This window comes from Plantactinospora sp. CA-294935, from assembly GCF_050936445.1.
Lineage (GTDB): Bacteria > Actinomycetota > Actinomycetes > Mycobacteriales > Micromonosporaceae > Plantactinospora.
This window is the reverse complement of sequence record NZ_JBNJMU010000001.1, coordinates 4,243,277-4,266,102: the sequence shown is the minus strand read 5'-3', so window position 1 is coordinate 4,266,102 and position 22,826 is coordinate 4,243,277. Positions and strand designations below refer to the sequence as shown.

At 73.6% G+C, this 22,826-nt stretch carries 18 protein-coding genes; 11 read left to right on the top strand and 7 right to left on the bottom strand.

Annotated features, from left to right (window positions below):
- Window positions 1-10 precede the first annotated feature (10 nt).
- Complete coding sequence (locus ACQEVC_RS19065; protein WP_432879244.1) at window positions 11-1,303, top strand: DUF2314 domain-containing protein; 1,293 nt, start codon at window positions 11-13, stop codon at window positions 1,301-1,303.
- 205 nt (window positions 1,304-1,508) lie between these two features.
- Here the strand turns inward: ACQEVC_RS19065 and gcvT are convergent, their stop codons facing one another.
- Window positions 1,509-2,696, bottom strand: a complete 1,188-nt coding sequence (gene gcvT / locus ACQEVC_RS19060) for a glycine cleavage system aminomethyltransferase GcvT (RefSeq protein WP_432879242.1) — start codon at window positions 2,694-2,696, stop codon at window positions 1,509-1,511.
- Window positions 2,697-2,858: 162 nt separating this feature from the next.
- Here gcvT and ACQEVC_RS19055 point away from each other — a divergent pair, with 162 nt between their 5' ends.
- The gene (locus ACQEVC_RS19055) at window positions 2,859-4,433 is read left to right on the top strand and encodes a leucyl aminopeptidase (protein WP_432879239.1); all 1,575 of its coding nucleotides are present in this window, start codon (window positions 2,859-2,861) and stop codon (window positions 4,431-4,433) included.
- 129 nt (window positions 4,434-4,562) lie between these two features.
- On the opposite strand, the gene ACQEVC_RS19050 is transcribed toward ACQEVC_RS19055, so the two are convergent.
- Entirely contained in the window at window positions 4,563-4,886 is a 324-nt protein-coding gene (locus ACQEVC_RS19050; protein WP_432879236.1) for a hypothetical protein, read from the bottom strand.
- A gap of 267 nt (window positions 4,887-5,153) precedes the next feature.
- Here ACQEVC_RS19050 and lpdA point away from each other — a divergent pair, with 267 nt between their 5' ends.
- From lpdA to ACQEVC_RS19030, 4 genes are all read left to right on the top strand, one after another.
- Entirely contained in the window at window positions 5,154-6,542 is a 1,389-nt protein-coding gene (lpdA, locus tag ACQEVC_RS19045; RefSeq protein WP_432879233.1) for a dihydrolipoyl dehydrogenase, read from the top strand.
- A gap of 71 nt (window positions 6,543-6,613) precedes the next feature.
- Window positions 6,614-8,428: a 2-oxoglutarate dehydrogenase, E2 component, dihydrolipoamide succinyltransferase gene (sucB, locus tag ACQEVC_RS19040; RefSeq protein WP_432879231.1), complete on the top strand. Its 1,815-nt coding sequence runs from the start codon at window positions 6,614-6,616 to the stop codon at window positions 8,426-8,428.
- Between the two features lie 148 nt (window positions 8,429-8,576).
- The gene (locus tag ACQEVC_RS19035; protein ID WP_432879228.1) at window positions 8,577-9,479 is read left to right on the top strand and encodes a TIGR01777 family oxidoreductase; all 903 of its coding nucleotides are present in this window, start codon (window positions 8,577-8,579) and stop codon (window positions 9,477-9,479) included.
- 164 nt (window positions 9,480-9,643) lie between these two features.
- Window positions 9,644-10,054, top strand: coding sequence for a hypothetical protein (locus ACQEVC_RS19030; RefSeq protein ID WP_432879225.1), 411 nt, complete (start codon window positions 9,644-9,646; stop codon window positions 10,052-10,054).
- A 25-nt stretch (window positions 10,055-10,079) separates the two neighbouring features.
- Here the strand turns inward: ACQEVC_RS19030 and ACQEVC_RS19025 are convergent, their stop codons facing one another.
- Complete coding sequence (locus ACQEVC_RS19025; protein WP_432891538.1) at window positions 10,080-10,472, bottom strand: SCO5389 family protein; 393 nt, start codon at window positions 10,470-10,472, stop codon at window positions 10,080-10,082.
- 374 nt (window positions 10,473-10,846) lie between these two features.
- On the opposite strand from ACQEVC_RS19025, the gene ACQEVC_RS19020 reads away from it, so the two are divergent.
- Window positions 10,847-12,676 carry a DUF2079 domain-containing protein gene (locus tag ACQEVC_RS19020; RefSeq protein ID WP_432879222.1) on the top strand — a complete coding sequence of 610 codons (1,830 nt, stop codon included), beginning with the start codon at window positions 10,847-10,849 and terminating at the stop codon, window positions 12,674-12,676.
- A gap of 79 nt (window positions 12,677-12,755) precedes the next feature.
- Here the strand turns inward: ACQEVC_RS19020 and ACQEVC_RS19015 are convergent, their stop codons facing one another.
- Window positions 12,756-13,223 (bottom strand): hypothetical protein, encoded by a 468-nt coding sequence (locus ACQEVC_RS19015; RefSeq protein WP_432879219.1) that lies wholly within the window; start codon window positions 13,221-13,223, stop codon window positions 12,756-12,758.
- A gap of 138 nt (window positions 13,224-13,361) precedes the next feature.
- Between ACQEVC_RS19015 and lipB the strand changes: the two genes are divergently transcribed.
- Window positions 13,362-14,018, top strand: a complete 657-nt coding sequence (gene lipB, locus ACQEVC_RS19010; RefSeq protein WP_318394296.1) for a lipoyl(octanoyl) transferase LipB — start codon at window positions 13,362-13,364, stop codon at window positions 14,016-14,018.
- A 25-nt stretch (window positions 14,019-14,043) separates the two neighbouring features.
- Here the strand turns inward: lipB and aspS are convergent, their stop codons facing one another.
- Complete coding sequence (gene aspS / locus ACQEVC_RS19005; protein ID WP_432879217.1) at window positions 14,044-15,336, bottom strand: aspartate--tRNA(Asn) ligase; 1,293 nt, start codon at window positions 15,334-15,336, stop codon at window positions 14,044-14,046.
- Window positions 15,337-15,894: 558 nt separating this feature from the next.
- On the opposite strand from aspS, the gene lipA reads away from it, so the two are divergent.
- Together lipA and ACQEVC_RS18995 are read left to right on the top strand one after the other, a co-directional pair.
- The gene (lipA, locus tag ACQEVC_RS19000; protein WP_432891536.1) at window positions 15,895-16,923 is read left to right on the top strand and encodes a lipoyl synthase; all 1,029 of its coding nucleotides are present in this window, start codon (window positions 15,895-15,897) and stop codon (window positions 16,921-16,923) included.
- A 174-nt stretch (window positions 16,924-17,097) separates the two neighbouring features.
- Window positions 17,098-18,573: an NAD(P)/FAD-dependent oxidoreductase gene (locus ACQEVC_RS18995; protein ID WP_432879214.1), complete on the top strand. Its 1,476-nt coding sequence runs from the start codon at window positions 17,098-17,100 to the stop codon at window positions 18,571-18,573.
- Between the two features lie 25 nt (window positions 18,574-18,598).
- Here the strand turns inward: ACQEVC_RS18995 and ACQEVC_RS18990 are convergent, their stop codons facing one another.
- Both ACQEVC_RS18990 and ACQEVC_RS18985 read right to left on the bottom strand, forming a co-directional pair.
- Complete coding sequence (locus ACQEVC_RS18990) at window positions 18,599-21,529, bottom strand: helix-turn-helix transcriptional regulator (protein WP_432879212.1); 2,931 nt, start codon at window positions 21,527-21,529, stop codon at window positions 18,599-18,601.
- Between the two features lie 155 nt (window positions 21,530-21,684).
- The gene (locus ACQEVC_RS18985) at window positions 21,685-21,870 is read right to left on the bottom strand and encodes a hypothetical protein (RefSeq protein WP_432879209.1); all 186 of its coding nucleotides are present in this window, start codon (window positions 21,868-21,870) and stop codon (window positions 21,685-21,687) included.
- A 262-nt stretch (window positions 21,871-22,132) separates the two neighbouring features.
- Between ACQEVC_RS18985 and ACQEVC_RS18980 the strand changes: the two genes are divergently transcribed.
- The gene (locus tag ACQEVC_RS18980; RefSeq protein ID WP_318394291.1) at window positions 22,133-22,825 is read left to right on the top strand and encodes a DUF4191 domain-containing protein; all 693 of its coding nucleotides are present in this window, start codon (window positions 22,133-22,135) and stop codon (window positions 22,823-22,825) included.
- Window position 22,826: the final 1 nt, after the last annotated feature.

Here is a 22,826-nt window from a genome sequence, read left to right as displayed (position 1 = left end):
GGGGGACGTAATGCTCATCACGGACGATTTCCTGCCCGTGCCGGTCCCGGAGTCGTTGACCGCGACCTACCTGGTGCCCACCACCGGCCAGGTCGACCCGGCCCCGGCCGAGGCGGTGGCGGCGCTCGGCGGCCGGCTCTCCGGGCCGGTGCACGACCTCGCCCGGCAGATGCTGGACAGCCCGCTCATGACGGTCGACACCCGGCCGATCGCCGAGTTCCCGCACCTGCCGCCGGACCTGCTCACCGCGTTCGGGGCCACCGACACCCAGCTCGCCCGGCTGGACGCCGCCACCGACCTGGTGGTGGTGCAGGCCAGCTACCGGCCCGGCTGGCCGCCCGCGCACGAGTGGGCCGCCCGTACGGTCGCCTGCGCCATCGCCGAGTCCCTCGGCACCGACGTGGTCGACGTCTTCGCGTTGCAGTTCCTCGACCCGGCCACCGCGCTGCGCTCGCTGCCGGACGCCGAGGGCCGGGTACGCCTGATCGACTGGGTCCTGGTGCCGTACTCGTCGGACGACGGCGGGCTCTGGTTCACCACCAAGGGACTGCGCCGGTTCGGGCTGCTGGAGTTGCAGGCGCAGGGTGTGCCGACGCACCTGACCCGGGCCTGGGGCGCGGTGATGACCGGGGTGGCCCGGCGACTGCTCCGGGCCTGGACCGACGGGCTCACCGACAGCGAGGTGCCGGCCTTCGTCCAGTTGCCGGTGGTCACCTCGGTCACCGGGCACGACATCGCGGTGGCGTACGGCAACCCGCAGCAGCACGACACCACCGGCCCGGCGGCGCTGCGGCTGGAACTCGACCCGGCCACCGACCCGGACGCCGACTCGTTCCTGACCCTGCTGCCCCCGTCCGGCCATCCCGGCCCGGCCGGGCGGTACTTCGCGGCGGTCTGCGCCGCCCTGTTCGGTGCCGCCGCCCAGTCCGACGTCCGGTACGCCCGGCCGGACGACGCGATGGCCCGGGCGATCGCCACCGCCCGGGACGGGCTGCCCGGCATCCGGGAGCGGTTCCTCGCCGGCACCCTGCCGGACGGGGTGCAGTTGCTGGTCAAGTACGCCCTGCCGAATGACGAGGGGCCGGAGTTCGTCTGGGCCGGGGTCACCTCGTGGGCGACCCCGGAACGGATCGTCGGGGCCAGCGCCAGCGACGCCACGGCGGATCCGGCGGTCCGGGTCGGCCAGCCCGTCGTGGTGGACGCCGTCGACGTGGTCGACTGGGCCCTGCTGGACGGCAGCGGGGTGATCGAGGGCGGCTGGACCCAGGCCGTCCTGGACGCCGGCGACCGCTCCCAACGCTGACCGGCCCGCCCCCGCCCGCTTCGCCCCGGACCGGGGAGTCCCGGACCGGGGAGTCCCGGACCGGGGAGTCCCGGACCGGGGAGTCCCGGACCGGGGAGTCCCGGACCGGGGAGTCCCGGACCGGGGAGTCCCGGACCGGGGAGTCCCGGACCGGGGAGTCCCGGCGGAGTCTCCGCCCCGCTGAGACTCCCCGATACCCGCCGGTCTACTTCACGGACGGCGCGACGAAGGGGGGCCGGACCACCCGCATGGTGGCGCGGCGGCCCCGGACGTCGACCTCGACCTCGTCGTCCTGGCCCAGCCCGGCGGCGCTGTCCAGCAGGGCGAGGGCGATGCCGGCCTTCCGGGTCGGCGAGAAGGTGCCGCTGGTGACCGTGCCGACGGCCGTACCGTCGGCGGAGAGCACCGTCATGCCCGGCCGGGGGATGCCCCGGTCCAGCGCCAGCAGCCCCCACAGGGTGCGACGCGGCCCGGCCGCCTTCTCGGCGAGCAGCGCGTCCCGCCCCCAGAACGCCGGCTTGTCCCAGCCGACCGCCCAGCCCGCCCGGGCCTGCACCGGGGTGATCTCCGGGGAGAGGTCCTGGCCGTGCAGCGGGTAGCCCATCTCGGTCCGCAGGGTGTCCCGGGCACCGAGCCCGCAGGCGCGGATCCCGTACGGCTCGCCGGCCGCCAGCAGCGCGTCCCAGACCGTGGTCGCCGCCTCGGCCGGGACCACCAGCTCGTACCCGTGCTCGCCGGTGTAACCGGTCCGGCAGACCACCAGCGACACCAGGTCGCCGTCCGGGGTGGCCGCCCCGGCGGTGGAGAAGCCGAGTTCGGCGGTGGAGAAACTCATGTAGCCGTGTCCGGTCGGCAGTCCGAGGGTGCCGAGCAGTTCGGCCGAGCGCGGCCCCTGCACCGCCAGCACCGCGTACGCCTCGTGCTCGTTCGTCACGGTGATCCCGGCCGGGGCGGCGGCGCGGAGCCGGCGTACCACCTCGGCGGTGTTGGCGGCGTTCGGGATCAGGAAGACGTGCTCGGGACCGTGCAGGTAGGCGATGATGTCGTCCACCACGCCGCCGGTCGCCTCGTCGCAGCAGAGCGTGTACTGCGCCCGTCCCGGCCCGATCCGACCCAGGTCGTTGCTGAGGCAGGCGTTGACGAAGTCGGCCGCCCCCGGGCCGGTGATCCGGGCCTTGCCCAGGTGGGAGACGTCGAACACACCCACACCGGTACGCACCGCGGTGTGCTCCCGGAGGACTCCGCCGCTGGCGTACTCCAGCGGCATGGACCAGCCGCCGAAGGCGGCGAACTTGGCGCCGAGCGCGGCGTGCCGCTCGTGCAGCGGCGACTGGCGGAGTGCGTCGGCGGGAGGTTCCGGGGTCTCGCCGGTCACCTGCGTCGGGTCGGTCATGGGTCGCAACCTACCTGCGATCCGGCTGATGGTTAGCATCGGCGGGACCCGTCCGGCGGACCGTCGGCGGGACAGCCCATTCGTCCGGCGGGTAGGTTGCGCCGGAGACCACAACGCCCGGCCGCAACCAGGCGGCCGGCCACGCCCGTCCGGAGCCGCGCAGTGACATCGCCCAGCACCAGCCTCAGCCTGGTCGACACCGACCCCGCCGAACTCGCCGTCGACGCCATCGTCATCGGGTTGCACAGCCAGACGGTGGACGAACCGGGTCCCGCCGCGGGCTTCGCCGGGACCCTGCTCCTCGCGACCGGAGCGGAGAGCATCGCTGCGGCGTTCGACGGCCGGCTGACGGAGACCCTGGCGCTGCTGGGCGCCACCGGCAGCCCGGGCGAGGTGATCAAGCTGGCCACCCTGGGCACCGTCACGGCGCCGCTGGTCGCCGCCGTCGGGCTCGGCCCGGAGCCGACCGGGGCGGCCCCGGCACCGGAGATCCTGCGCCGGGCGGCCGCCGCGGCGGTCCGGGCGCTGGCCGGCGCCGAGCGGGTCGCGCTGACCCTTCCGCTGCCCGACGACGAGGACGGCCCGGCCGCGCTGCGCGCCACCGCCGAGGGTGCGCTGCTCGGCGCGTACCGGTTCGCCGGCTACAAGACCCGGCCGCAGCCGACCCGCCGCCCGGCGGTGGCCGCGATCGCGGTGCACGTGCCGGACGCCGCTGACGACCGGGCCCGGGCGGAGATCACCCGGGCCGCTGTGGTGGCCCGGGCGGTGACCCGGACCCGGGACTGGGTGAACACGGCGCCGAACGAGCTGCGCCCGCCGTCCTTCGCCGACTCGGTGGCCGCGGCCGCCCGGGAGGCGGGGCTCGGCGTGGAGGTCCTCGACGAGCAGGCGCTGGCCGCCGGCGGCTACGGCGGCATCCTGGCCGTCGGGCTCGGCTCGGCGGCGCCGCCCCGGCTGGTAAAGCTCAGCTACGACCCGGCCGGCGACGGCCCGGCGACGCGGCTCGCGCTGGTCGGCAAGGGCATCACCTTCGACACCGGCGGCGTCTCGATCAAGCCGGCCCAGGGCATGTGGGAGATGAAGTCCGACATGGCCGGCGCGGCGGCGGTCGCCGCCACCATGCTGGCGATCGCCGAACTGAAGCCGGCGGTCGCGGTGACCGCCTACCTGCCGATGGCCGAGAACATGCCGTCGGCGACCGCGTACCGGCCGGGCGACGTGGTGACGATGTACAACGGCAAGCGGGTCGAGGTGCTGAACACCGACGCCGAGGGCCGGATGGTGCTCGGCGACGCGATGGCCCGGGCCTGCGAGGACGGCTGCGACTACCTGGTCGAGACCTCCACGCTGACCGGCGGCCAGGTGGTGGCGCTCGGCAAGCGGGTGGCCGGGGTGATGGGCAGCACCGAGCTGTGCCAGCGGGTCCAGCAGGCCGGTGACGCGGCTGGCGAGCCGACCTGGCCGATGCCGCTGCCGGACGACGTCCGGAAGGGAATGGACTCCGAGGTCGCGGACATCTCCCAGGTCAACGCGACGATGGACCGGGCCGGCCACATGCTCCAGGGCGGGGTCTTCCTGCGCGAGTTCGTCGCCGACGAGGTGCCGTGGGCGCACATCGACATCGCCGGGCCGAGCTACCACGCGGGCGAGCCGACCGGGTACTGGACCAAGGGCGGCACCGGGGTGCCGGTGCGTACCCTGCTGGAGCTGGTCGACGACATCGCCGCCAACGACTGAACCTTTCTCAACCTGGATCGCGCGGCGCTCACGCACTGCGTCCGATCCTGCGGTTCGTCGGACCGCAGGGGGAGGTTGCTGATCCGGGACCGCCACCGGCCCCGCTGGGCGGGGCCGGTGGCCGGCCGGTCAGCCGGTGGTCCGTTTGCGGCGCTCGTTGAAGTCCCGCATCCGCTGGGGATAGCCGACCAGCCGGACGTCGTAGACCGGGATCGCCAGCTTGTGGGCGAACCGCCGGGCGCCGTCCGGGCCGTCGATCCGGCGCCGGGTCCATTCACCGTCGTGCGCGATCAGCATGACGGTGGTCTCGGTCACGGTGGTCCGGGGCTCGATGAACGCCTCGACGCCACGCCTCGACCGGACAAACTGTTCAAGGTGGTCAAGATCCGCACGGCTGGCAGGACGATCACCCGCCGTGACAACCGCCTTCTTGCGTCGGCGAAACCAGGCCAACCCGACCCTCTCCTCCCCGGCATGCCGCCCCGCGGCGAAAGTGGCGACTTCCGGCAAGCGTACGTCCCGACGACGTGTCCTTGGGCACCTCGGTACGCGGCCCGCTTCCACTAGTGACAAGATGACCGAGGTGGGCGCTCCCCGGTCCCAACTGGCAGTCCGGAGAAAGTCCACGCCCCGCCGGCCGGAGAACCCCGACCGGGGGTGGCGGTATGCCCGGTTGACCGGCATCACCCTCGTAGCAGCGACGCGACCTGGGAGTTAACTGTGAGCGAGCCGAACGGCGGAACGTTCGATGTCGTCATCCTCGGGGGTGGCAGCGGCGGGTACGCGGCGGCGCTACGCGCCGCCCAACTGGACCTCTCGGTCGCGATGATCGAGAAGGGCAAGGTCGGCGGCACCTGCCTGCACAACGGCTGCATCCCCACGAAGGCGCTGCTGCACGCGGCCGAGATCGCCGACCAGACCCGCGAGTCCGAGCAGTTCGGCGTCAAGGCCGAGCTGGTCGGCATCGACATGGCCGGCGTCAACTCGTACAAGGACGGCGTGATCTCGCGGCTCTACAAGGGCCTGCAGGGGCTGATCAAGGGCGCCAAGATCACTGTGGTCGAGGGTGCGGGCAAGCTCGTCTCCGCCGACACCGTCGAGGTGAACGGGGCCCGCTACACCGGCCGCAACGTCATCCTGGCCACCGGCTCGTACGCCCGGTCCCTGCCCGGTCTGGAGATCGACGGCGAGCGGGTGATCACCAGCGACCACGCGCTGACCCTGGACCGGGTACCGACCTCGGCGATCGTGCTCGGCGGCGGCGTGATCGGCGTCGAGTTCGCCAGCGTCTGGAAGTCCTTCGGGGTCGACGTCACCATCATCGAGGCGCTGCCCCGGCTGGTGGCGGCCGAGGACGAGGAGTCGTCCAAGGCACTGGAGCGGGCGTTCCGCAAGCGCGGCATCGGGTTCAAGACCGGCAAGCGGTTCGAGAAGGTGGAGCACACCGAGAAGGGCGTCAAGGTCACCGTCGAGGGCGGCGAGACCGTCGAGGCCGAACTGCTGCTGGTCGCGGTCGGCCGTGGCCCGACCACCGCCAACCTCGGTTACGAGGAGCAGGGCGTCAAGCTCGACCGGGGCTTCGTACTCACCGACGAGCGGCTGCGCACGGGCGTACCGAACGTCTACGCGGTCGGCGACATCGTGCCCGGTCTCCAGCTCGCGCACCGCGGTTTCCAGCAGGGCATCTTCGTGGCCGAGGAGATCGCCGGCCGCAACCCCGCGGTGATCGACGAGAACGGCATCCCCCGGGTCACCTACTCCGACCCGGAGCTGGCCTCGGTCGGGCTCACCGAGGCCCGGGCCAAGGAGCAGTACGGCGCCGACAAGGTGAAGACCTACAACTACAACCTCGGTGGCAACGGCAAGAGCCAGATCCTCAAGACCGCCGGCTTCGTCAAGCTGGTCCGGGTCGACGACGGTCCCGTGGTCGGCCTGCACATGGTGGGAGCCCGGGTCGGCGAGCTGGTCGGCGAGGCGCAGCTCATCTTCAACTGGGAGGCGTACCCGGCCGAGGTGGCGCAGCTCATCCACGCCCACCCCACCCAGAGCGAGGCGCTCGGCGAGGCCCACCTGGCCCTGGCCGGCAAGCCGCTGCACGCACACGCCTGACCACAGAATCTCCGCGCCCGCCCGGCACCAACCGGGCCAGGATCGCACAGGCCACGAAGGAGTCTTGAAAGATGCCGGTATCGGTCACCATGCCCCGGCTGGGCGAGAGCGTCACTGAGGGCACCGTCACCCGGTGGCTGAAGCAGGAGGGCGACCGCGTCGAGGTCGACGAGCCCCTGCTCGAGGTTTCCACCGACAAGGTCGACACCGAGATCCCCTCCCCGGCGGCCGGCGTGCTGGCCCGGATCGTGGTGAGCGAGGACGAGACCGCCGAGGTCGGCAGCGAGCTGGCGGTGATCGACGGCGACGGCGAGGCGGGCGGCGAGGCCCAGCCGGAGCCGGCCGAGGCCGAGCCGGCCCCGGCCACCCCGTCGGCCGAGGCGGCGGAGCCGGCCGGCCAGCAGGAGCAGGCCGAGCAGCCCGAGCCGGAGACGGTACCGGCGCAGACCGCGCCGGCCGGCGACTCGGGCACCGTCCTCAAGATGCCGGCGCTGGGCGAGAGCGTCACCGAGGGCACCGTGACCCGCTGGCTGAAGGAGGTCGGCGACACCGTCGAGGCCGACGAGCCGCTGGTCGAGGTCTCCACCGACAAGGTGGACACCGAGATCCCCTCCCCGGTCGCCGGCACCCTGCTGGAGATCCGGGTCAGCCAGGACGAGACCGCACCGGTCGGCGCCGACCTGGCGGTGATCGGCGCCGCCGGAGGCGCCGCCCCGGCCGCCGAGCCGGCAAAGCCCGCCCCGGAGGCCGCGAAGCCGGCTCCCGAGCCCGCCAAGCCGGCGGCGGAGCCGGCCCGGCCGTCGGCACCGGCTGCCGGTGCGTCGTACCAGACTCCGGCACCGGAGACCGAGCGTTCCGAGCAGCCGGTTCGGACCGAGCAGGCGGCCCAGCCGGCGCCGGCCCGTACCCCGGCCCCGGCGCCCGCGCCGTCCGGCGAGAACGGTGCCGGGTACGTCACCCCGCTGGTCCGCAAGCTCGCCAGCGACCAGGGCGTCGACCTCTCCACGGTCAGCGGTACCGGGGTCGGTGGCCGGATCCGCAAGCAGGACGTACTCGATGCGGCCGAGCGGGCCCGGGCGGCCGCGCAGGCCCCGGCCGCCCAGCCGGCCGCGGAGGCCGCCGCTCCGGCCGCACCGGCGCCGAAGGCGGCACCGAGCCCGCTGCGGGGCAGCACCCAGAAGCTGCCCCGGATCCGCGCGGTTATCGCCAAGCGGATGCAGGAGTCGCTGCACGAGATGGCGCAGCTCACCACGGTCGTCGAGGTGGACGTCACCAAGGTGGCCCGGCTGCGGGCCAAGGCCAAGGACACGTTCCTCCAGCGGCACGGGGTCAAGCTGTCGTTCCTGCCGTTCTTCGCGCTGGCCGCCGTCGAGGCGTTGCAGACCTACCCGGTGGTCAACGCCCGGATGGACCTGGAGGCCGGCACGATCACCTATCCGGAGGCGGAGCACCTGGGCATCGCCGTGGACACCGAGCGCGGCCTGATGGTGCCGGTGATCCACAACGCCGGTGACCTGAACCTGGCCGGGATCGCCCGCCGGGTCGCGGACCTCGCCGAGCGGACCCGCACCAACAAGATCAGCCCGGACGAGATCGCCGGTGCGACCTTCACGCTGACCAACACCGGCAGCCGGGGCGCGCTCTTCGACACCCCGATCGTCCCGGCGCCGCAGTCGGCGATGCTCGGCACCGGCGCGGTGGTCAAGCGGCCGATGGTGATCACCGACCCGCAGCTCGGCGAGGTGATCGCGCCGCGCTCGATGGTCTACCTGGCGCTCTCCTACGACCACCGGCTGGTCGACGGTGCGGACGCCGCCCGGTTCCTGACCGCGATCAAGGAGCGGCTGGAGGCCGGCCAGTTCGAGGCCGAACTCGGGCTGGCCTGATCGCACCCACGCCCGTGCGGGGCGCCCGGCCGTCGGCCGGGCGCCCCGCGCCGTTTCGGCCGCACGCCGACACCGCCACCCGGCGGGTTGGTGCGGATCGACGGTGCCGATCCGGGCCGCCCCGGGCGGAGTGGGCGAAGATACGGAGATGCGAATCCTGATGGCCGGCGCGTCCGGCTGGCTCGGCACCCGGCTGACCGATCGGCTCCGGGCGGCGGAGCACGACATCGTCCGGCTGGTCCGGCGCCCCGCTCAAGGCCCGGACGAGGTGCGCTGGGATCCGGCCGCCGGCCAACTCGACCCGGCGACGCTCTCCGGCGCCGACGCGGTGGTCAACCTGGCCGGCGCCAACGTCGGCGACCGGCGCTGGACCAGCGGTTTCAAGGAGGTGCTCCGGGCCAGCCGGGTGGACAGCACCGCGACGCTGGCCCGGGCGATCGCCGCGCTGCCGGCCGAGCAGCGTCCCCGGGCGCTGCTGAACAGCTCGGCGATCGGCTGGTACGGCGACACCGGTGACCGTCCGGTCGAGGAGGACGAGCCGGCCGGCGACGGCTTCATGGCCGACCTGTGCCGGGTCTGGGAGGCGGCGACCGCACCGGCCGAGCAGGCCGGGGTACGGGTGGTACGGCTGCGCATCGGCCTGCCGCTGGAGCACACCGGCGGGATGCTGAAGCCGCAGTTGCTGCCGTACCGGCTCGGTATCGGGGGCAAGTTCGGCAGTGGCCGGCAGTGGATTCCGTGGATCTCGATGGTCGACTGGCTGGCCGCGATGACCTTCCTGCTGGACCGCGAGGACATCGCCGGGCCGGTCAACGTGGTCGGCCCGGCACCGGTGACCAACGCCGAGTTCACCAAGGCGCTCGGCCGGGCGCTGCGCCGGCCGACCGTGATGCCGGTGCCGGCGATCGCGCTGCGGATCCTGCTCGGCGAGCTGTCGGTCGAGCCGCTGCGCAGCCTCCGGGTGCTGCCCGGGGTGCTGAACCGGGCCGGTTTCGAGTATCGGCATCCCGACCTGCCCAGCGCACTGCAAGCGGCGCTGACCAGCCGCTGAGCTGGAGGGCTGAGCAGGTCGGGCACTTGGCCCGAAACAGCCAACAGAAGTGAACGGTGTGCAAAGGTGGTTTCACCTTCTGTACCGGACAAAACCTCCGGCCCCGGGCCGCCTCGCGGCGGTCCGGTCAGGAAGGCGATCCGCGCCGCGACGCTGGAGGCTCGATGACCACCCAGGACCGGACCCGCCGACCGGCCGTCCCGACCAGACCGCACCGGGCCGTCGCCGCCGCGCTCGCGCTCTCCGCCGGCCTGGCCATCGGCGGTACGACGGTCGTGGCGGTCAGTTGGCCGGACGGCCGGACCGGCTTCGCCGTGGCCGCCGAGGAGCCGCCGGGACCCGGCACCGTCACCTTCCGGGTGGTACCCGTGCCGACGACCGCGCCACCGACGCCCCAACCGACGGCGCCCGTCCCCGGGCCCCCGCCCTCGGGCCACCTTCCGGTCACCGGCGGCGGTGCCGCACCCCCGGGGTGGCTGCCGGCCCTCGGCGCCCTGCTGGTGCTCACCGGCGCCCTGGTCGTGCTGGTCGCCCGCCGAACCCGCCGTCCCGGCGGCGCGGGACCCGCCGGGTAGCCGGACGGGTCCCACGCCCTCCCGGTCAGCAGTCGCGCAGCTCCGGGGACTGGTTGCGGACCTGGGCGAGCGGCGAGACGAACCACTGGTACGTCGTGCCGCCCACCGCCGCCGGCCGGAACGCGGCCACCCGGTGGCAGTTCTGGAACGCGAGGCGAACCGCGAAGTGGCGTTCCAGCCCGCCCCGGATGGCGTCACTGGCCAGTGCCCGGAGCAGTTGGCCCCGCTCCGCCTCGCTCGGCGGCGGTACGGCGTGGTCGGCGTAGTCGGCCGTGGTCGTGTGGACCCGGGCCGAGACCTCGGAGACCACCGCCCAGGCGTACGGCAGGGACCGCCGGACACAGTCGACGAACTCCTCGTCGTCGACCTGGCCGGCCTCGGCCCGCTCCAGCAGTGCGGCGGGTACGTCCAGGGACATCTCTTCCTCCTGTCGTGGGTTCGACCCGCCCCGGGCCGGCTGGCCCGGGGCGGCGGCACATCTCGGCCGGCAGCGGTCGCGGCGCCGGCCGGCGCGGTGGTCAGCGGACCGGCGCCGGTAGACGCCGTCGCTGCGCAGGGTCGGCTCGCAGACCGGGAAGGTCGCGTCGGACCGGGTGAACAGCCCGGAGGCGAACGAGTCGGCCCCGGCGGCCATGTCCGCCACTGCCGCCCTTGCCGACGAACGAGATTTTCACGGTACGGGTCCTCCGGCGCGTTCTGCGGCGTTAATCCAATTGGAAATCATTTCCATAAGGTCCGTCAAGGTTGCCCGCATCCTCGGCGTGTCGGATCGGGGTTGGTAACCTCCGGCCCGTGCCGCTCTCCCCGCCCGCGCTCGCCGGGCCGACCTCACCCCCGTCGCCCGCGCCCCCGGGCGCCCGGCGGAGTCGCCGGACCGACCTGCTCGTCGCGCTGGTCGCGATCGTCGGAGCGGGCTGGGTCACCAGCGGACTCTGGCCCGACCCGAGCGGGCGGGCGATCACCGTGAACTCCAGCGACCAGGCACTCTTCGAGTGGCTGCTCGCGTACGGCGCACACGCGCTCACCCACTGGCAGAACCCGTTCTTCACCGACCTGCTGAACGTGCCGGACGGGGTCAACCTGGCGGTCAACACCTCGGTCACGGTGTACGCCGTCGTCTTCGCCCCGCTCACCTACCTGGTCGGCGCCCCGGCCACCTTCCTGGTGATCCTCACCGGCAACGTCGCCGGCACGGCGTTCGGCTGGTACTGGCTGCTCTCCCGGACACTCGTCCGGAGCACCCCGGCCGCGGTCCTCGGCGGGCTCTTCATCGGCTTCGCGCCCGGCATCGTCGCGCACGCCAACGCCCACCTGAACTGGAGCGCCGGCTGGGTGGTCCCGATGCTGCTCTGGGGGGTACTCCGGCTGCGCCGGCCCGGCCGGTGGCTGCCCGGCGGGCTGCTGCTCGGGGTGCTGGTCGCCATCGCCTTCTCGATCGCCGCCGAAGGGCTCTTCTTCACCGCGCTGGCCTGCGGCGTCTTCTTCGGCACCTGGGCACTGGACCGGGGCCGCCGGGCCGAGGTGCGGGCCGCGCTGCCGGACTTCCTGCGCGGGCTCGGTGTCACCGCCCTGGTGGCCTTCGTGCTGCTGGCGTACCCGCTGTGGCTGCACTTCCTCGGCCCGCAGCGGTTCCACGGCACCGGTTTCGACCCGGTCATCCATGCCGAGGACATCGCCGCGTACGGGGCGTACCCGCAGCGGACCCTGGCCGGGGCGGCCGGGCTGGACACCTCGCTGGCACCGAATCCGACCGAGGAGAACTCCTTCCTCGGGCTGCCGCTGCTGGCGCTGGCCGTACTCTGCTTCGTCGTGCTGTGGCGGCGCGCGGCCCCGCAGCGCCGGACCACCGTACGGGCGATCGGGGTGACCGCGCTGGTCTTCGCCGTACTCTCCTGGGGCCCTCGGGTGAAGATCTTCGGTGCGCACACCGACGTCCCGCTGCCGTACGCCCTGCTCGGCCACCTGCCGGTGTTCAACGCCGCCCTGCCGTCCCGGTTGGCCCTGGTGGTGGCGCCGCTGGTCGGGCTGCTGCTGGCACACACCGTCGACCTGCTCCGGGCCGGCCCGGTTTCCCGGCGGGCAAGAGCCGGCTGGGTGGCCGGGTTCGCCGTGGCACTCCTGCCGCTGGTGCCGGTTCCGCTGCTCAGCACCCCCCGGGAACCGATCCCGGAGTTCGTCACCGCCGGCACCTGGCGGCAGTACGTCTCGCCCGGCGGGGTGCTCACCCCACTGCCGCTCACCCTCGACCTGGCCCCGGACGGGCAACGCTGGCAGGCGTACGCGCTGAGTCACCGGCAGGGCGAGTTCCGCATCCCGTCCGGCTTCTTCCTCGGCCCCGGCGGGCCGGACGGCCGCGGCCGGATCGGGCCGGTGCCCCGGGCCACCGACGCACTGCTGATGCGGGTGGCCGAGACCGGCGAGCGGCCGGTGATCACCGACACCGACCGGGCCGCCGCCCGGGCCGACCTGCGCTACTGGCGGGTCGAGGCGGTGGTGCTGGCCGACCGGGTGCACGGGGCGAAGTTCCCGATCCACACCGACGCGCTGCGCGACGTCACCACCGCACTGCTGGGTCCTCCGGAACGGGTAGCCGACGTCTGGCTCTGGCGCCTCACGCCGTGACGCCGCCATGATCCCGTGGTGTCCGGCTCGACCCGGCCGCGATCTGGCCCGCCGGACGCCACGGGATGGCGCCACGGGATCATGTCGGACCGTTGTGCGCGGTGAGGATGCCGAGGGCGTAGGCGGTGGCGACCAGGGCGAGCATCAGCACCGCGACCCGGCGGAACCGGCGGACCAACCCCGGCAGTTCGGCCGGCAGGGCGAAGACCCGGCGCGGCCAGCCCCGCCAGGAGACCCACCAGAACAGCCCGGTCGCGGCGGCCAGCAGCACCGCCTGGCCGGCGACCGCCGCCCACCACCCGGCCGACCGCTCGGGAGCCAGCAGCACCAGGGCGAGCCCGGTCGCCCAGAGCACCCCGACCAGCCCCACCACCGGCCACCGGTTGCCGTGCGCCAGCACCCGTTGCGCGTCCTCCACCCGCTCCGGGTCGTCGACCATCCGGGACAGCTTCGGCTGCACCACGAAGAGGCTGTATGCCATCGAACCCAGCCAGAGGGCCGCGACCCCGGCGTGCACCAGAACGATCCCGATCAGCAGCGCATCCACCCGGGCATCATGCCTGAACCGGCCCGCCGGGTCCGACCCGTGGCTCCGGGGACCGGTACCGGCAGCAGCGGTCGCCGAGGGCCGGTGACTCCGGCCACGAACCGGAGCGACCCGCCGGTAGCCAACTAAGCTGGAGCGGTGAGCAGCACTGTTGCCGCGTTGACCAGCGTCCGGCTCGGGACCCTGGACTATCTGGCGGCCTGGGACGAACAGCGTCGGGTGCACGAGGCGGTGGTCGCCGGGGAGCGCCCGGACACCGTACTGCTGCTCGAACACCCGAGCGTCTACACGGCCGGCAAGCGCACCGAGCCCTGGGACCGGCCGATGGACGGTACCCCGGTGATCGACGTGGACCGGGGCGGCAAGATCACCTGGCACGGCCCGGGTCAGCTCGTCGGCTACCCGATCCTCACGCTCCCCGGAGCGGACACCGGGCTGCCGGTGGACGTCGTCGCCTTCGTCCGGCGTACCGAGCAGTTGCTGCTCGACGTCTGCACCGAACTGGGACTCGGCACGGTCATGCTGGTGGAGGGGCGCAGCGGGGTCTGGGTGCCGGCCGACGAGCGCGGGCCGGAACGCAAGGTGGCCGCGATCGGCATCCGGGTGGCCCGGGGCGTGACCCAGCACGGCTTCTCGATCAACTGCGACTGCGACCTCGGCGCGTACGACCGGATCGTCGCCTGCGGGCTGCGCGACGTCGGGGTCACCTCGCTCACCGCCGAACTGGGCCGCCCGGTCACCGTCGCCGAGGTGCTGCCGGTGGTCGAACGCCACCTGCCGACCCTGCTCCCCTGACCCCCGACATCCAGAACTCCGCCGCTCACGGGGTCAGCCGGTGCAGGTCGCGCGGGAACGCGGTCACCTCGCGGACGTTCGCCACCCCGAGCAGCCGGGCCACCATCCGCTCCAACCCGATCGCGAAACCGCCGTGCGGTGGCATGCCGTGCCGGAACGCGTCCAGATATCCGGCGTACGGCTCGACCGGCTCGCCCCGCTGCGCGAGCGCGGCCAGGTAGTCGGCGTACCGGTGCAGCCGCTGCCCGCCGGTGACCAGCTCCACGCCCCGGAACAGCAGGTCGAACCCGTTCGAGTACGCCGCTGCCGGGCCGCCCGACGGAGCGTCCTCGGTCGCCGGATGGGTGTAGAAGGGGCGCTTGGCCAGCGGATAGCCGGTGACGAAGAGGAAGTCCGACCCGTACTCGGCCCGGGCCCACTCGCCGAGCGCCCGCTCGTGCGCCGGGGCGAGGTCGGGCTCGTCCGGCGGCGCCCCGGCGACGGCCAGCGCCTCGGTGAAGTGCAGCGCCGGGATCTCCGGCGGCACCGCAGGGATCTCCACCGGTGGCGTCGGGAGGTCCGCGAGCCGGCCGAGCATCCCGGCCAGCACCTCGCGGAGCAGCCGCATCACGTCCCGGTGGTCGGTGACGAAGCCGAACTCGACATCCAGCGAGGTGTACTGGGCCAGGTGCCGGGTGGTGTCGTGCGGCTCGGCCCGGAACACCGGCCCCACCTCGTAGACCCGCTCCAGCACCCCGACCAGCATCTGCTTGTAGAACTGCGGCGACTGGGCCAGGTAGCCGGGCCGGCCGAAGTAGTCGAGGGCGAAGACGTTCGCGCCGCTCTCGGTGGCCGCAGCGACGATCTTCGGGGTGTGCACCTCGACGAAGCCGAGCCGGTCGAGGGCGGCCCGGAACCCGGCCACCAGGGCAGCCGAGATGCGCAGCGCGGCGGCCCGGCCGGGGTGGCGCAACGCCACCGCCGCGTGGTCGAGCTGGGTGCGCAGCGCCGCGGTCAGCTCCGGGCGGTACACGTCGAACGGCGGCGGCACGGCCGGGTCGCCGAGCGGTCGTACCGTCGGGTCGACCAGCTCGACCCCGGCGGGCGCGGCGGGGTTGCCGACCACCCGGCCGGTCACCTCCACCACCGACTCCTCCGGCAGGTCGGCCAGCCGGGCCCGCAGGTCGGCGGCGGTCACCACCACCTGGGCGAGCCCGGCGGCGTCCCGCAGGATCAGGAACGTCACCGACTTGAGCTGCCGGCGCCGGTGCACCCAGCCGGCGGCCGTCACGGTCGCGCCGACGTGCGCGGACAGGGACGTGGAGAGGACACGGGACACCTGCGGTACTCCTCGAAGTGGTCGCGACGCGCTCGACCCCGAACGCGCCGAAGGCCCCGGGGAGTGTGGGCGAGCGGGAACTCGCGGTGCCACCACACCTTCACCGCCGGCGCACGGCCGGCGGCCTCGTTCGTAGCCCGTGACGCGGGCCGGACGGCGGGTTCTACCAGACGCCGGGACGCCCTTCTTCCCGCAGCTCGGGAGGGTCTTCCCAACCCGGCCGGAGATCACCTTCCAGCGACGGTGACTCTCTGGACTCCGGTTGTCGGGTGGTACTCGGCTCCGTCAACGCTCTGCCCGGAGGCTAGCCGGACCGGCCGCCGTTCCGACACCGAATTGAACCTCCGTCAACCTCCCCTGCGGTCCGCCGTGGGGGCCATGCACCGCGCTGTCCAGGTTGAAAGAGGTTTCAATACCCGCATCCTGCGTGAGTGGCATCACCTGGTCCGGCACGTGAGTCCGGTCGCCTCCGGTCGATCGGCCGACCCCTTGGCGCGTAGGCTCGGATTCGTGACCATCGAGCAAGCCGCGCCATCCACCGCCGCCGAAGCCGGAGGGATGAGCGTCGTGACCGCACCGGAGACCCGTACCGGCCATCCCGTCGCGCCGGAGGGGCGCCGGCTGCTGCGGGTCGAGGCCCGCAACGCGGCGACGCCGATCGAGCGCAAGCCGCCGTGGATCAAGGTCAAGGCGAAGATGGGTCCCGAGTACACCCAGCTCCGTGGGCTGGTCTCCCGGGAGGGTCTGCACACCGTCTGCCAGGAGGCCGGCTGCCCCAACATCTACGAGTGCTGGGAAGACCGGGAGGCGACCTTCCTGATCGGCGGCGACCAGTGCACCCGCCGGTGCGACTTCTGCCAGATCGACACCGGCAAGCCGGCCGACTTCGACGCGGACGAGCCGCGCCGGGTCGCCGAGTCGGTGGTCGCGATGGGCCTGCGGTACGCCACCGTCACCGGGGTGGCCCGGGACGACCTGCCGGACGGCGGCGCCTGGCTCTACGCCGAGACGGTCCGGCAGATCCACGGGCTGACCCGGCGGGAGCGGCCGGCCGGCGCCGACGGCGCCCTGGACGCGCTGCCGCACTGCGGGGTGGAGCTGCTTATCCCCGACTTCAACGGCAACCCGGAGCAGCTCGCCGAGGTCTTCGGCGCCCGACCGGAGGTGCTCGCGCACAACGTCGAGACGGTGCCCCGGATCTTCAAGCGGATCCGGCCGGCGTTCCGCTACGAGCGCTCGCTCGACGTACTCAGCCAGGCCCGGGCGGCCGGGCTGGTGACCAAGTCCAACCTGATCCTCGGGCTGGGCGAGGAGCGCGCCGAGATCTCCCAGGCACTGCGTGACCTGCACGCGGCCGGCTGCGAGCTGGTCACCATCACGCAATACCTCCGTCCGACCCCCCGGCACCACCCCGTCGAGCGGTGGGTCCGGCCGGAGGAGTTCGTCGAGCTGCGCGAGGAGGCCGAGGAGATCGGCTTCGCCGGGGTGCTGAGCGGGCCGCTGGTGCGCTCGTCGTACCGGGCCGGCCGGCTCTACCAGCAGGCCGTCGAGGCCCGGACGCTACCGGCCGACACCACCGCCCGGTAGCCCGCCGCCAGCGGCCGGCACCTCCGGCAGGGGTCCCCGCCAGCTCTTTCCACCTTCGACCCGGCTCGCCCACTCCCGGTGGCGAACCGGGGCCGAGCCGTCGCACCGTGTTAGATTCCGGCCGTCAGCCGGGAGGTGCTTGCCGGCAACACGTCGAAGGTGATGAATAGAAGCATGACAGCACCCCACACCGTGATCATCGGCGCCGGCCCCGCCGGACTGACCGCGGCGTACGAGCTGACCAAGCGGAACGCCACCGTCGAGGTGTTCGAGGCCGACGACGTGGTGGGCGGAATCAGCCGTACCGTCGAACGGGACGGCTGGCGGTTCGACATCGGCGGGCATCGCTTCTTCACCAAGGTCCCCCAGGTCGAGGCGCTCTGGCACGAGATCCTGCCCGCCGAGGACTTCCTGCTCCGGCCCCGGATGAGCCGGATCTACTACCGGGGGAAGCTGTACGACTATCCGCTCAAGGCCGGCAACGCGCTGCGCAACCTCGGCATCGTCGAGGCGCTGCGCTGCGTCGGCTCGTACCTCTGGGCCAGGATCGCGCCGCCGAAGGACCAGTCACACCTCGCCGGCTGGGTCACCGCCCGGTTCGGCCGGCGGCTCTTCACGCACTTCTTCAAGACGTACAACGAGAAGCTCTGGGGCGTACCGGCGACCGAACTCTCCGCCGACTGGGCGGCGCAGCGGATCAAGAACCTGTCGCTCTCCCGCGCGGTACTCAACGCGCTGCTGCCGAAACGCAACCAGAAGGACATCACCAGCCTGATCGAGGAGTTCAACTATCCCAAGCACGGCCCGGGGATGATGTGGGAACGCTGCGCCGAGCACGTCGAGAAGCGCGGCGGCCGGGTCACCCTGAACACCGGGGTCACCGCCGTGCACCGGGCCGGCGGCCGGGCGGTCGCGGTCACCGTCGACGGGCCGGCCGGGGCGCGCCGGGTCGACGCCGACCACGTGGTGTCGTCGATGCCGATCTCGCACCTGGTGCTGGCGATGGACCCGCCGGCCCCACCGGCGGTACGCGCCGCCGCGAAGGAGCTGTTCTACCGCGATTTCCTGACCGTCGCGCTGGTGGTACCGGCCGAGTTCAGCTTTCCGGACAACTGGATCTACATCCACGCCCCGGAGGTGAAGGTCGGCCGGATCCAGAACTTCGGCTCCTGGTCGCCGTACCTGGTCAAGGACGGTCGGACCTGCCTCGGGCTGGAATACTTCCTCAGCATCGGCGACGAGCTGTGGAACAGCCCGGACGCCGACCTGGTCGCCCTGGGCACCGCCGAACTGGAACGGCTCGGCCTGATCCGCCCCGGCTCGGTCGAGGCCGGCTACGTCGTCCGGATGCCCCGCGCGTACCCGTTCTACGACTTCGCCTACAAGGAGAACGTCGCGACGATCCGTGGCTGGCTCGCCGCCGAGGTGCCGAACGTGCACCCGGTCGGCCGCAACGGGATGCACCGCTACAACAACGCGGACCACTCGATGATGACCGCGCTGCTCTCGGTGTCGAACATCCTGGACGGCACCGACCACGACGTGTGGACGGTCAACGTGGAAGAGGAATACCACGAGGAGAAGGGCCCGGGCGAGCACGGCACCGGCCGGGCCGCCCCGGTGCTGCCCCGCGACCCCGTCCCGAGCTGACTAGCCGACCCCGGCCGACCCGCCGTCAGCCGGTGGGGACGCCGCCGTCCCGGGTCTGCGGGTCGAGCAGCCCGAGCCGGTGCGCGACCGCCGCCGCCTCGATCCGGTTCGCCACGTCCAGCTTGGCGATGATCCGCGACACGTGCACGCTCGCCGTCTTCGGCGAGATGTAGAGCCGCTCGGCGATCCGGCTGTTGCTGTGCCCCTCCGCGACGAGCCGCAGCACCTCCCGCTCCCGGGCGGTGAGCAGGTCGGTGCCGGGCGCCGCGCCGGGCCCGGCCCGCAGCCCGAGCCGCCGGGCCAGCGTCGCCGCCTGCTCCCCCAGCGGTACGGCCGCCAGCTCACCCGCGATCGCCGCCGCCTCCTCGACCGCGCTCGCCGCCAGCGTCCGGTCCCCGGCCGCGGCCGCCGCCTCGGCCAGCCGGAGCAGTGCCCTGCCGAGCGGATACCGCTGGCCGTCCACCCGCCACGCCGCCACCGTCTCCTGCCAGCACGGCACCGCCCCGGCCGAGTCGGCGAGCGTCGCCGCCACCTGGGCCGCGTACGCCCGCTCGGCCGGATAGCGGACGGCGATCCCGTCGGCGGCCGACCGTACCCGTTCGGCGAGTTCCCGGTTCCCGGCCGCGACGGCGGCCCGGGCGGCGGCGGCCAGCGCCGGCCAGGCGTACCGGGGGTCGGTGTCGAGCCGCCGGCCGAGCAGGGCCCGGGCGGCCTCCACCGCCACCGTGACGTCCCCGGCGGCAAGTGCCGCCTCGACCCGCAGCTCGTACAGCGGCAGCTCCAGCGGCAGAAACGGGCGGCGGAGGAAGCCCAACGCCCGGGCGACCAGCTCGTCGGCACCCGCCTGGCCACGGGCCAGCCGCAGCCCGGCCCGCAACTGCAACCAGTGGTAGCCGGTGATGCCGGGCAGGTCGAGCCGGGCCGCCTGCCCGCACAACTCGTCGGCCTCGTCCCAGCGACCGAGCGCGATCAGCGCCTCGGCCTGGTTGGAGAGCAGGAAGGCGCCGGTGGACCGACTGATCCCGACCCGCCTCGCCTCGGCGTACCCGGCGGCGGCCGCCTCGGCGGACTCCGCGTACCGGCCGACCTCGCAGAGCGCGTCGGAGCTGACCACCAGCGCGGTCACCAGGGCGGACGGGTCACCCGCAGTCCGGGCCAGGTCGACCGCGCGGCGCAGGTCGGCCAGCCCGACGTCGGCCGAGACCTGGCGGCTGCACACCCAGCCGGCGGCGAGCGTCGCGCTCAGCACGGCGTCCTCGTCGGCGAGTGCGGTCGCGGCGGCCACCGCCTCGGCGGCCATCCGGCCTCCCTCGTCGCGGTCCACCCGGGCGACCTGGAAGGCGATGTCGGCGAGCAGCCGCGCCCGCTGCGGATCGCCGCCCGCGTCGGCTGCCAGCGAGTACGCCGCGCGCAGGTCCTCGGCACCGTCGGACTTGCCGAGAATCCGGAGCAGCCGGCCGCGCAGCAGCCGCACCCTGGCGGTCCGGACCGGCTCGGCCGCACCGTCCAGTTCGGTCAGCATGGCACGGCTCAGCGCGAGCGCCCGGCTGTAGTCACCGGCGGTCGAAGTCGCCGAGAGGGTCGCCTCCAGCACCGCCAGGTGGTTGCGGCCGAGCCGCTGCTCCGCGTCCGGCACCTGCTCCCAGAGTTCGAGTACCCGCTCCAGCAGCCGCCCCTGCTCGGCGTACGCGTACCGACCCCCGGCCGCCTCGGCGGCGGCCCAGGCCGCGGTCAGCGCCCGGGGGTAGTCGTGTGCCGCGTACCAGTGGTGGGCCAGCTCGGCCGGGACCCGGCCGTCGGCGACGAGCTGCGGCTGTGCCTCGATCGCGGCCGCGTACCGGGCGTGCAGCCGGGCGTGCTCGCCGGGCAGCAGGTCCTCGTGTACGGCCTCCCGGACCAGCGCGTGCCGGAACTCGTAGCCGCCGTCCGGGTCGGCGACCACGAGCTGGGCGGCGACGGCAGCCCGGAGCGCCTCCTCCAGCTCGGTCTCCGGCACCCCGGCCACCTCGGCGAGCAGTTCGTGGGCGATCCGGGTGCCGCCGGCCCCGGCGATCCGGAGCACCCGCTGGGCCGGCTCCGGCAGCCGGTCGACCCGGGCCAGCAGCAGGTCGCGCAGGGTGTCCGGCAGGTCGGCACAGCCGCTCGGGTCGCTGGCCGCCGCGAGTTCCTCGACGAAGAACGGATTGCCCTGGGTCCGGTCGTGGATGGTGTCGATGGCCCGGTCGCTGGGCTCGAAGCCGAACAGGTCCGCCAGCACCTGGCCGGTACCCTCCCGGTCGAGCCGGTCCAGTTCCAGCCGCTCGACGCCCCGGGCCCGGTCCAGTTCGGCCAGAAACGGGCGGAGCGGATGCCCCCGGTGCAGCTCGTCCGAGCGGTAGGTGCAGATCAGCAGTACCCGGGCCGGCCGGACCGCGCGGGCCAGGAAGGCGATCAGGTCCCGGGTCGACCGGTCGGCCCAGTGCAGGTCCTCGATCACCAGCACCAGCGGGCGTTCGGCGGCGAGCCGGGTGAAGAGCCCGGCGACCAACTCGAAGAGGTAGCCCCGGTGCGGGTCCAGGGAGAGCCCCGGCCCGTCCGAGGCGGTCCGGGTGTCGGCGCCGGCCGGTGCCGGCGCGAGGCGGTCCAGCTCCGGCAGCAGCCGGGCGAACTCCCGCTCGTACCCCTGGAAGGCCGCCGCCCCGTCGCGGCGCAGCACCTGGCGGAGCGCGGCGGCGAACGGCGCGAACGGCAGGCCCTGCTCACCGAGTTCCAGGCACTGGCCGACGAGGATCTGGTTGCCGCCGGCGACGGCGCCCCGGCCGAACTCCTCGATCAGCCGGCTCTTGCCGACGCCGGCCTCACCGCCCACCAGCAGCGCGGCCGGCTCGTCGGCCCGGACCCGCTTGAGCGCGTCGCGCAGGACGGCGAGTTCGGACTGACGGCCGACGAGAACGCTGCTGGCGGCACGAGTGGTCACGGAGTCGAGAATGCCACGGCGGGCGGGATCCCCGAAGATCCGAGGTCCCGCCCCGGTGCCGCCCGGCGGGCCTGGCCGCCCGGTGGGCGGCGCCGGCCGCCCGGGCGGTCCGGTGGGCCCGACCTGAACGCCGGGCGGTCCAGGTGGGAAAAGGTTCACTCGGCGTCCGGTGCCTGGGGCGCGGCGGTGTCGAGCCGGCGTCTCCGCGCGGCCCGGGTCGGGTCCCGCCGGAGACCTCGGACCACCGAGCGGGCCAGCCGTGCCGAGTCGGCCTCGGCCCGCAGCTCGTCGGCGTGGGTACGGTGCAGGGTGAGCAGGAAGTGGGCGTCGGTGCTGAACATCGCTGAGCTCCATTCGGTCCGGTTCTCGTCGCTGATGTCCACTCTTCGCCGGAAGGCACCCCGGGCACATTGGTGCGCCGCCTCATGTCTGCTGTGCCGGCCTCCTTAGTTCCGCCCCGTCACGACGCCGCACCCCCGTAAGGTCCTTACCCGGCCGGTCCGGCGCCCGCCCCCTCGAAGGCGATGTCGCCCGGCGGTGGGCTCGGGGCCGGGGCCCGGCCGGGGATCGGGTGGGCGGCCCCGGCCCACTAGACTCCGTTGCATGGCAAAGGCGCAGGAGAAGGTGTCGTTCGGCCAGCGGCTGAAGCAGATCGGGATGGTGTTCTCGTTCACCGCCAAACGCGACAAGTGGTTCGTGCCGCTCGGCGCCGTCGCGGTGCTGGTCCCGCTCGCGCTCACCGTGGTCGCGGTCATGGCCTGGGGCTGGCTGTGGCTGCCGATCGGCATCCTGCTCGCGCTGCTCGCCCTGCTGATCGTGCTCAACCTGCGCTCCAACCGGGCGATGATGAACGCGGCCGAGGGGCAGCCGGGGGCGGCGGCCTCGATCCTGGAGAGCATGCGGGGCGACTGGCGGGTCACCCCGGCGGTCAGCTCCACCACCCAGATGGACATGGTGCACCTGGTCGTCGGCAAGCCCGGGGTGATCCTGCTCGGCGAGGGCAACCCGCAGCGGACCCGCAGCCTGCTCGGCCAGGAGAAGCGGCGGCTCGCCAAGGTGATCGGCACCGCCCCGCTCTACGACTACCTGATCGGCCAGGGCGACGACGAACTGTCGATCCGCAAGCTGCGTACGACCCTGTTGCGGCTACCGCCGAACCTCAAGGGCAAGGACGTGAACGCCCTCGACAAGCGGCTCAAGGCGCTCTCCGCGGCCCGGCCGCAGCTACCGAAGGGCGCGATCCCGAAGAACATGCGCCCGCCCAAGGGGGCCTTCCGGCAGATGCGCGGCCGGTAGT

Coding starts and splice junctions, on each gene's coding strand:
- ACQEVC_RS19065 (WP_432879244.1), top strand. CDS start 11: ATGCTCATCACGGACGATTTCCTGCCCGTGCCGGTCCCGGAGTCGTTG.
- gcvT (WP_432879242.1), bottom strand. CDS start 2,696: ATGACCGACCCGACGCAGGTGACCGGCGAGACCCCGGAACCTCCCGCC.
- sucB (WP_432879231.1), top strand. CDS start 6,614: ATGCCGGTATCGGTCACCATGCCCCGGCTGGGCGAGAGCGTCACTGAG.
- ACQEVC_RS19035 (WP_432879228.1), top strand. CDS start 8,577: ATGCGAATCCTGATGGCCGGCGCGTCCGGCTGGCTCGGCACCCGGCTG.
- ACQEVC_RS19030 (WP_432879225.1), top strand. CDS start 9,644: ATGACCACCCAGGACCGGACCCGCCGACCGGCCGTCCCGACCAGACCG.
- ACQEVC_RS19025 (WP_432891538.1), bottom strand. CDS start 10,472: ATGTCCCTGGACGTACCCGCCGCACTGCTGGAGCGGGCCGAGGCCGGC.
- lipA (WP_432891536.1), top strand. CDS start 15,895: ATGAGCGTCGTGACCGCACCGGAGACCCGTACCGGCCATCCCGTCGCG.
- ACQEVC_RS18995 (WP_432879214.1), top strand. CDS start 17,098: ATGACAGCACCCCACACCGTGATCATCGGCGCCGGCCCCGCCGGACTG.
- ACQEVC_RS18985 (WP_432879209.1), bottom strand. CDS start 21,870: ATGTTCAGCACCGACGCCCACTTCCTGCTCACCCTGCACCGTACCCAC.
- ACQEVC_RS18980 (WP_318394291.1), top strand. CDS start 22,133: ATGGCAAAGGCGCAGGAGAAGGTGTCGTTCGGCCAGCGGCTGAAGCAG.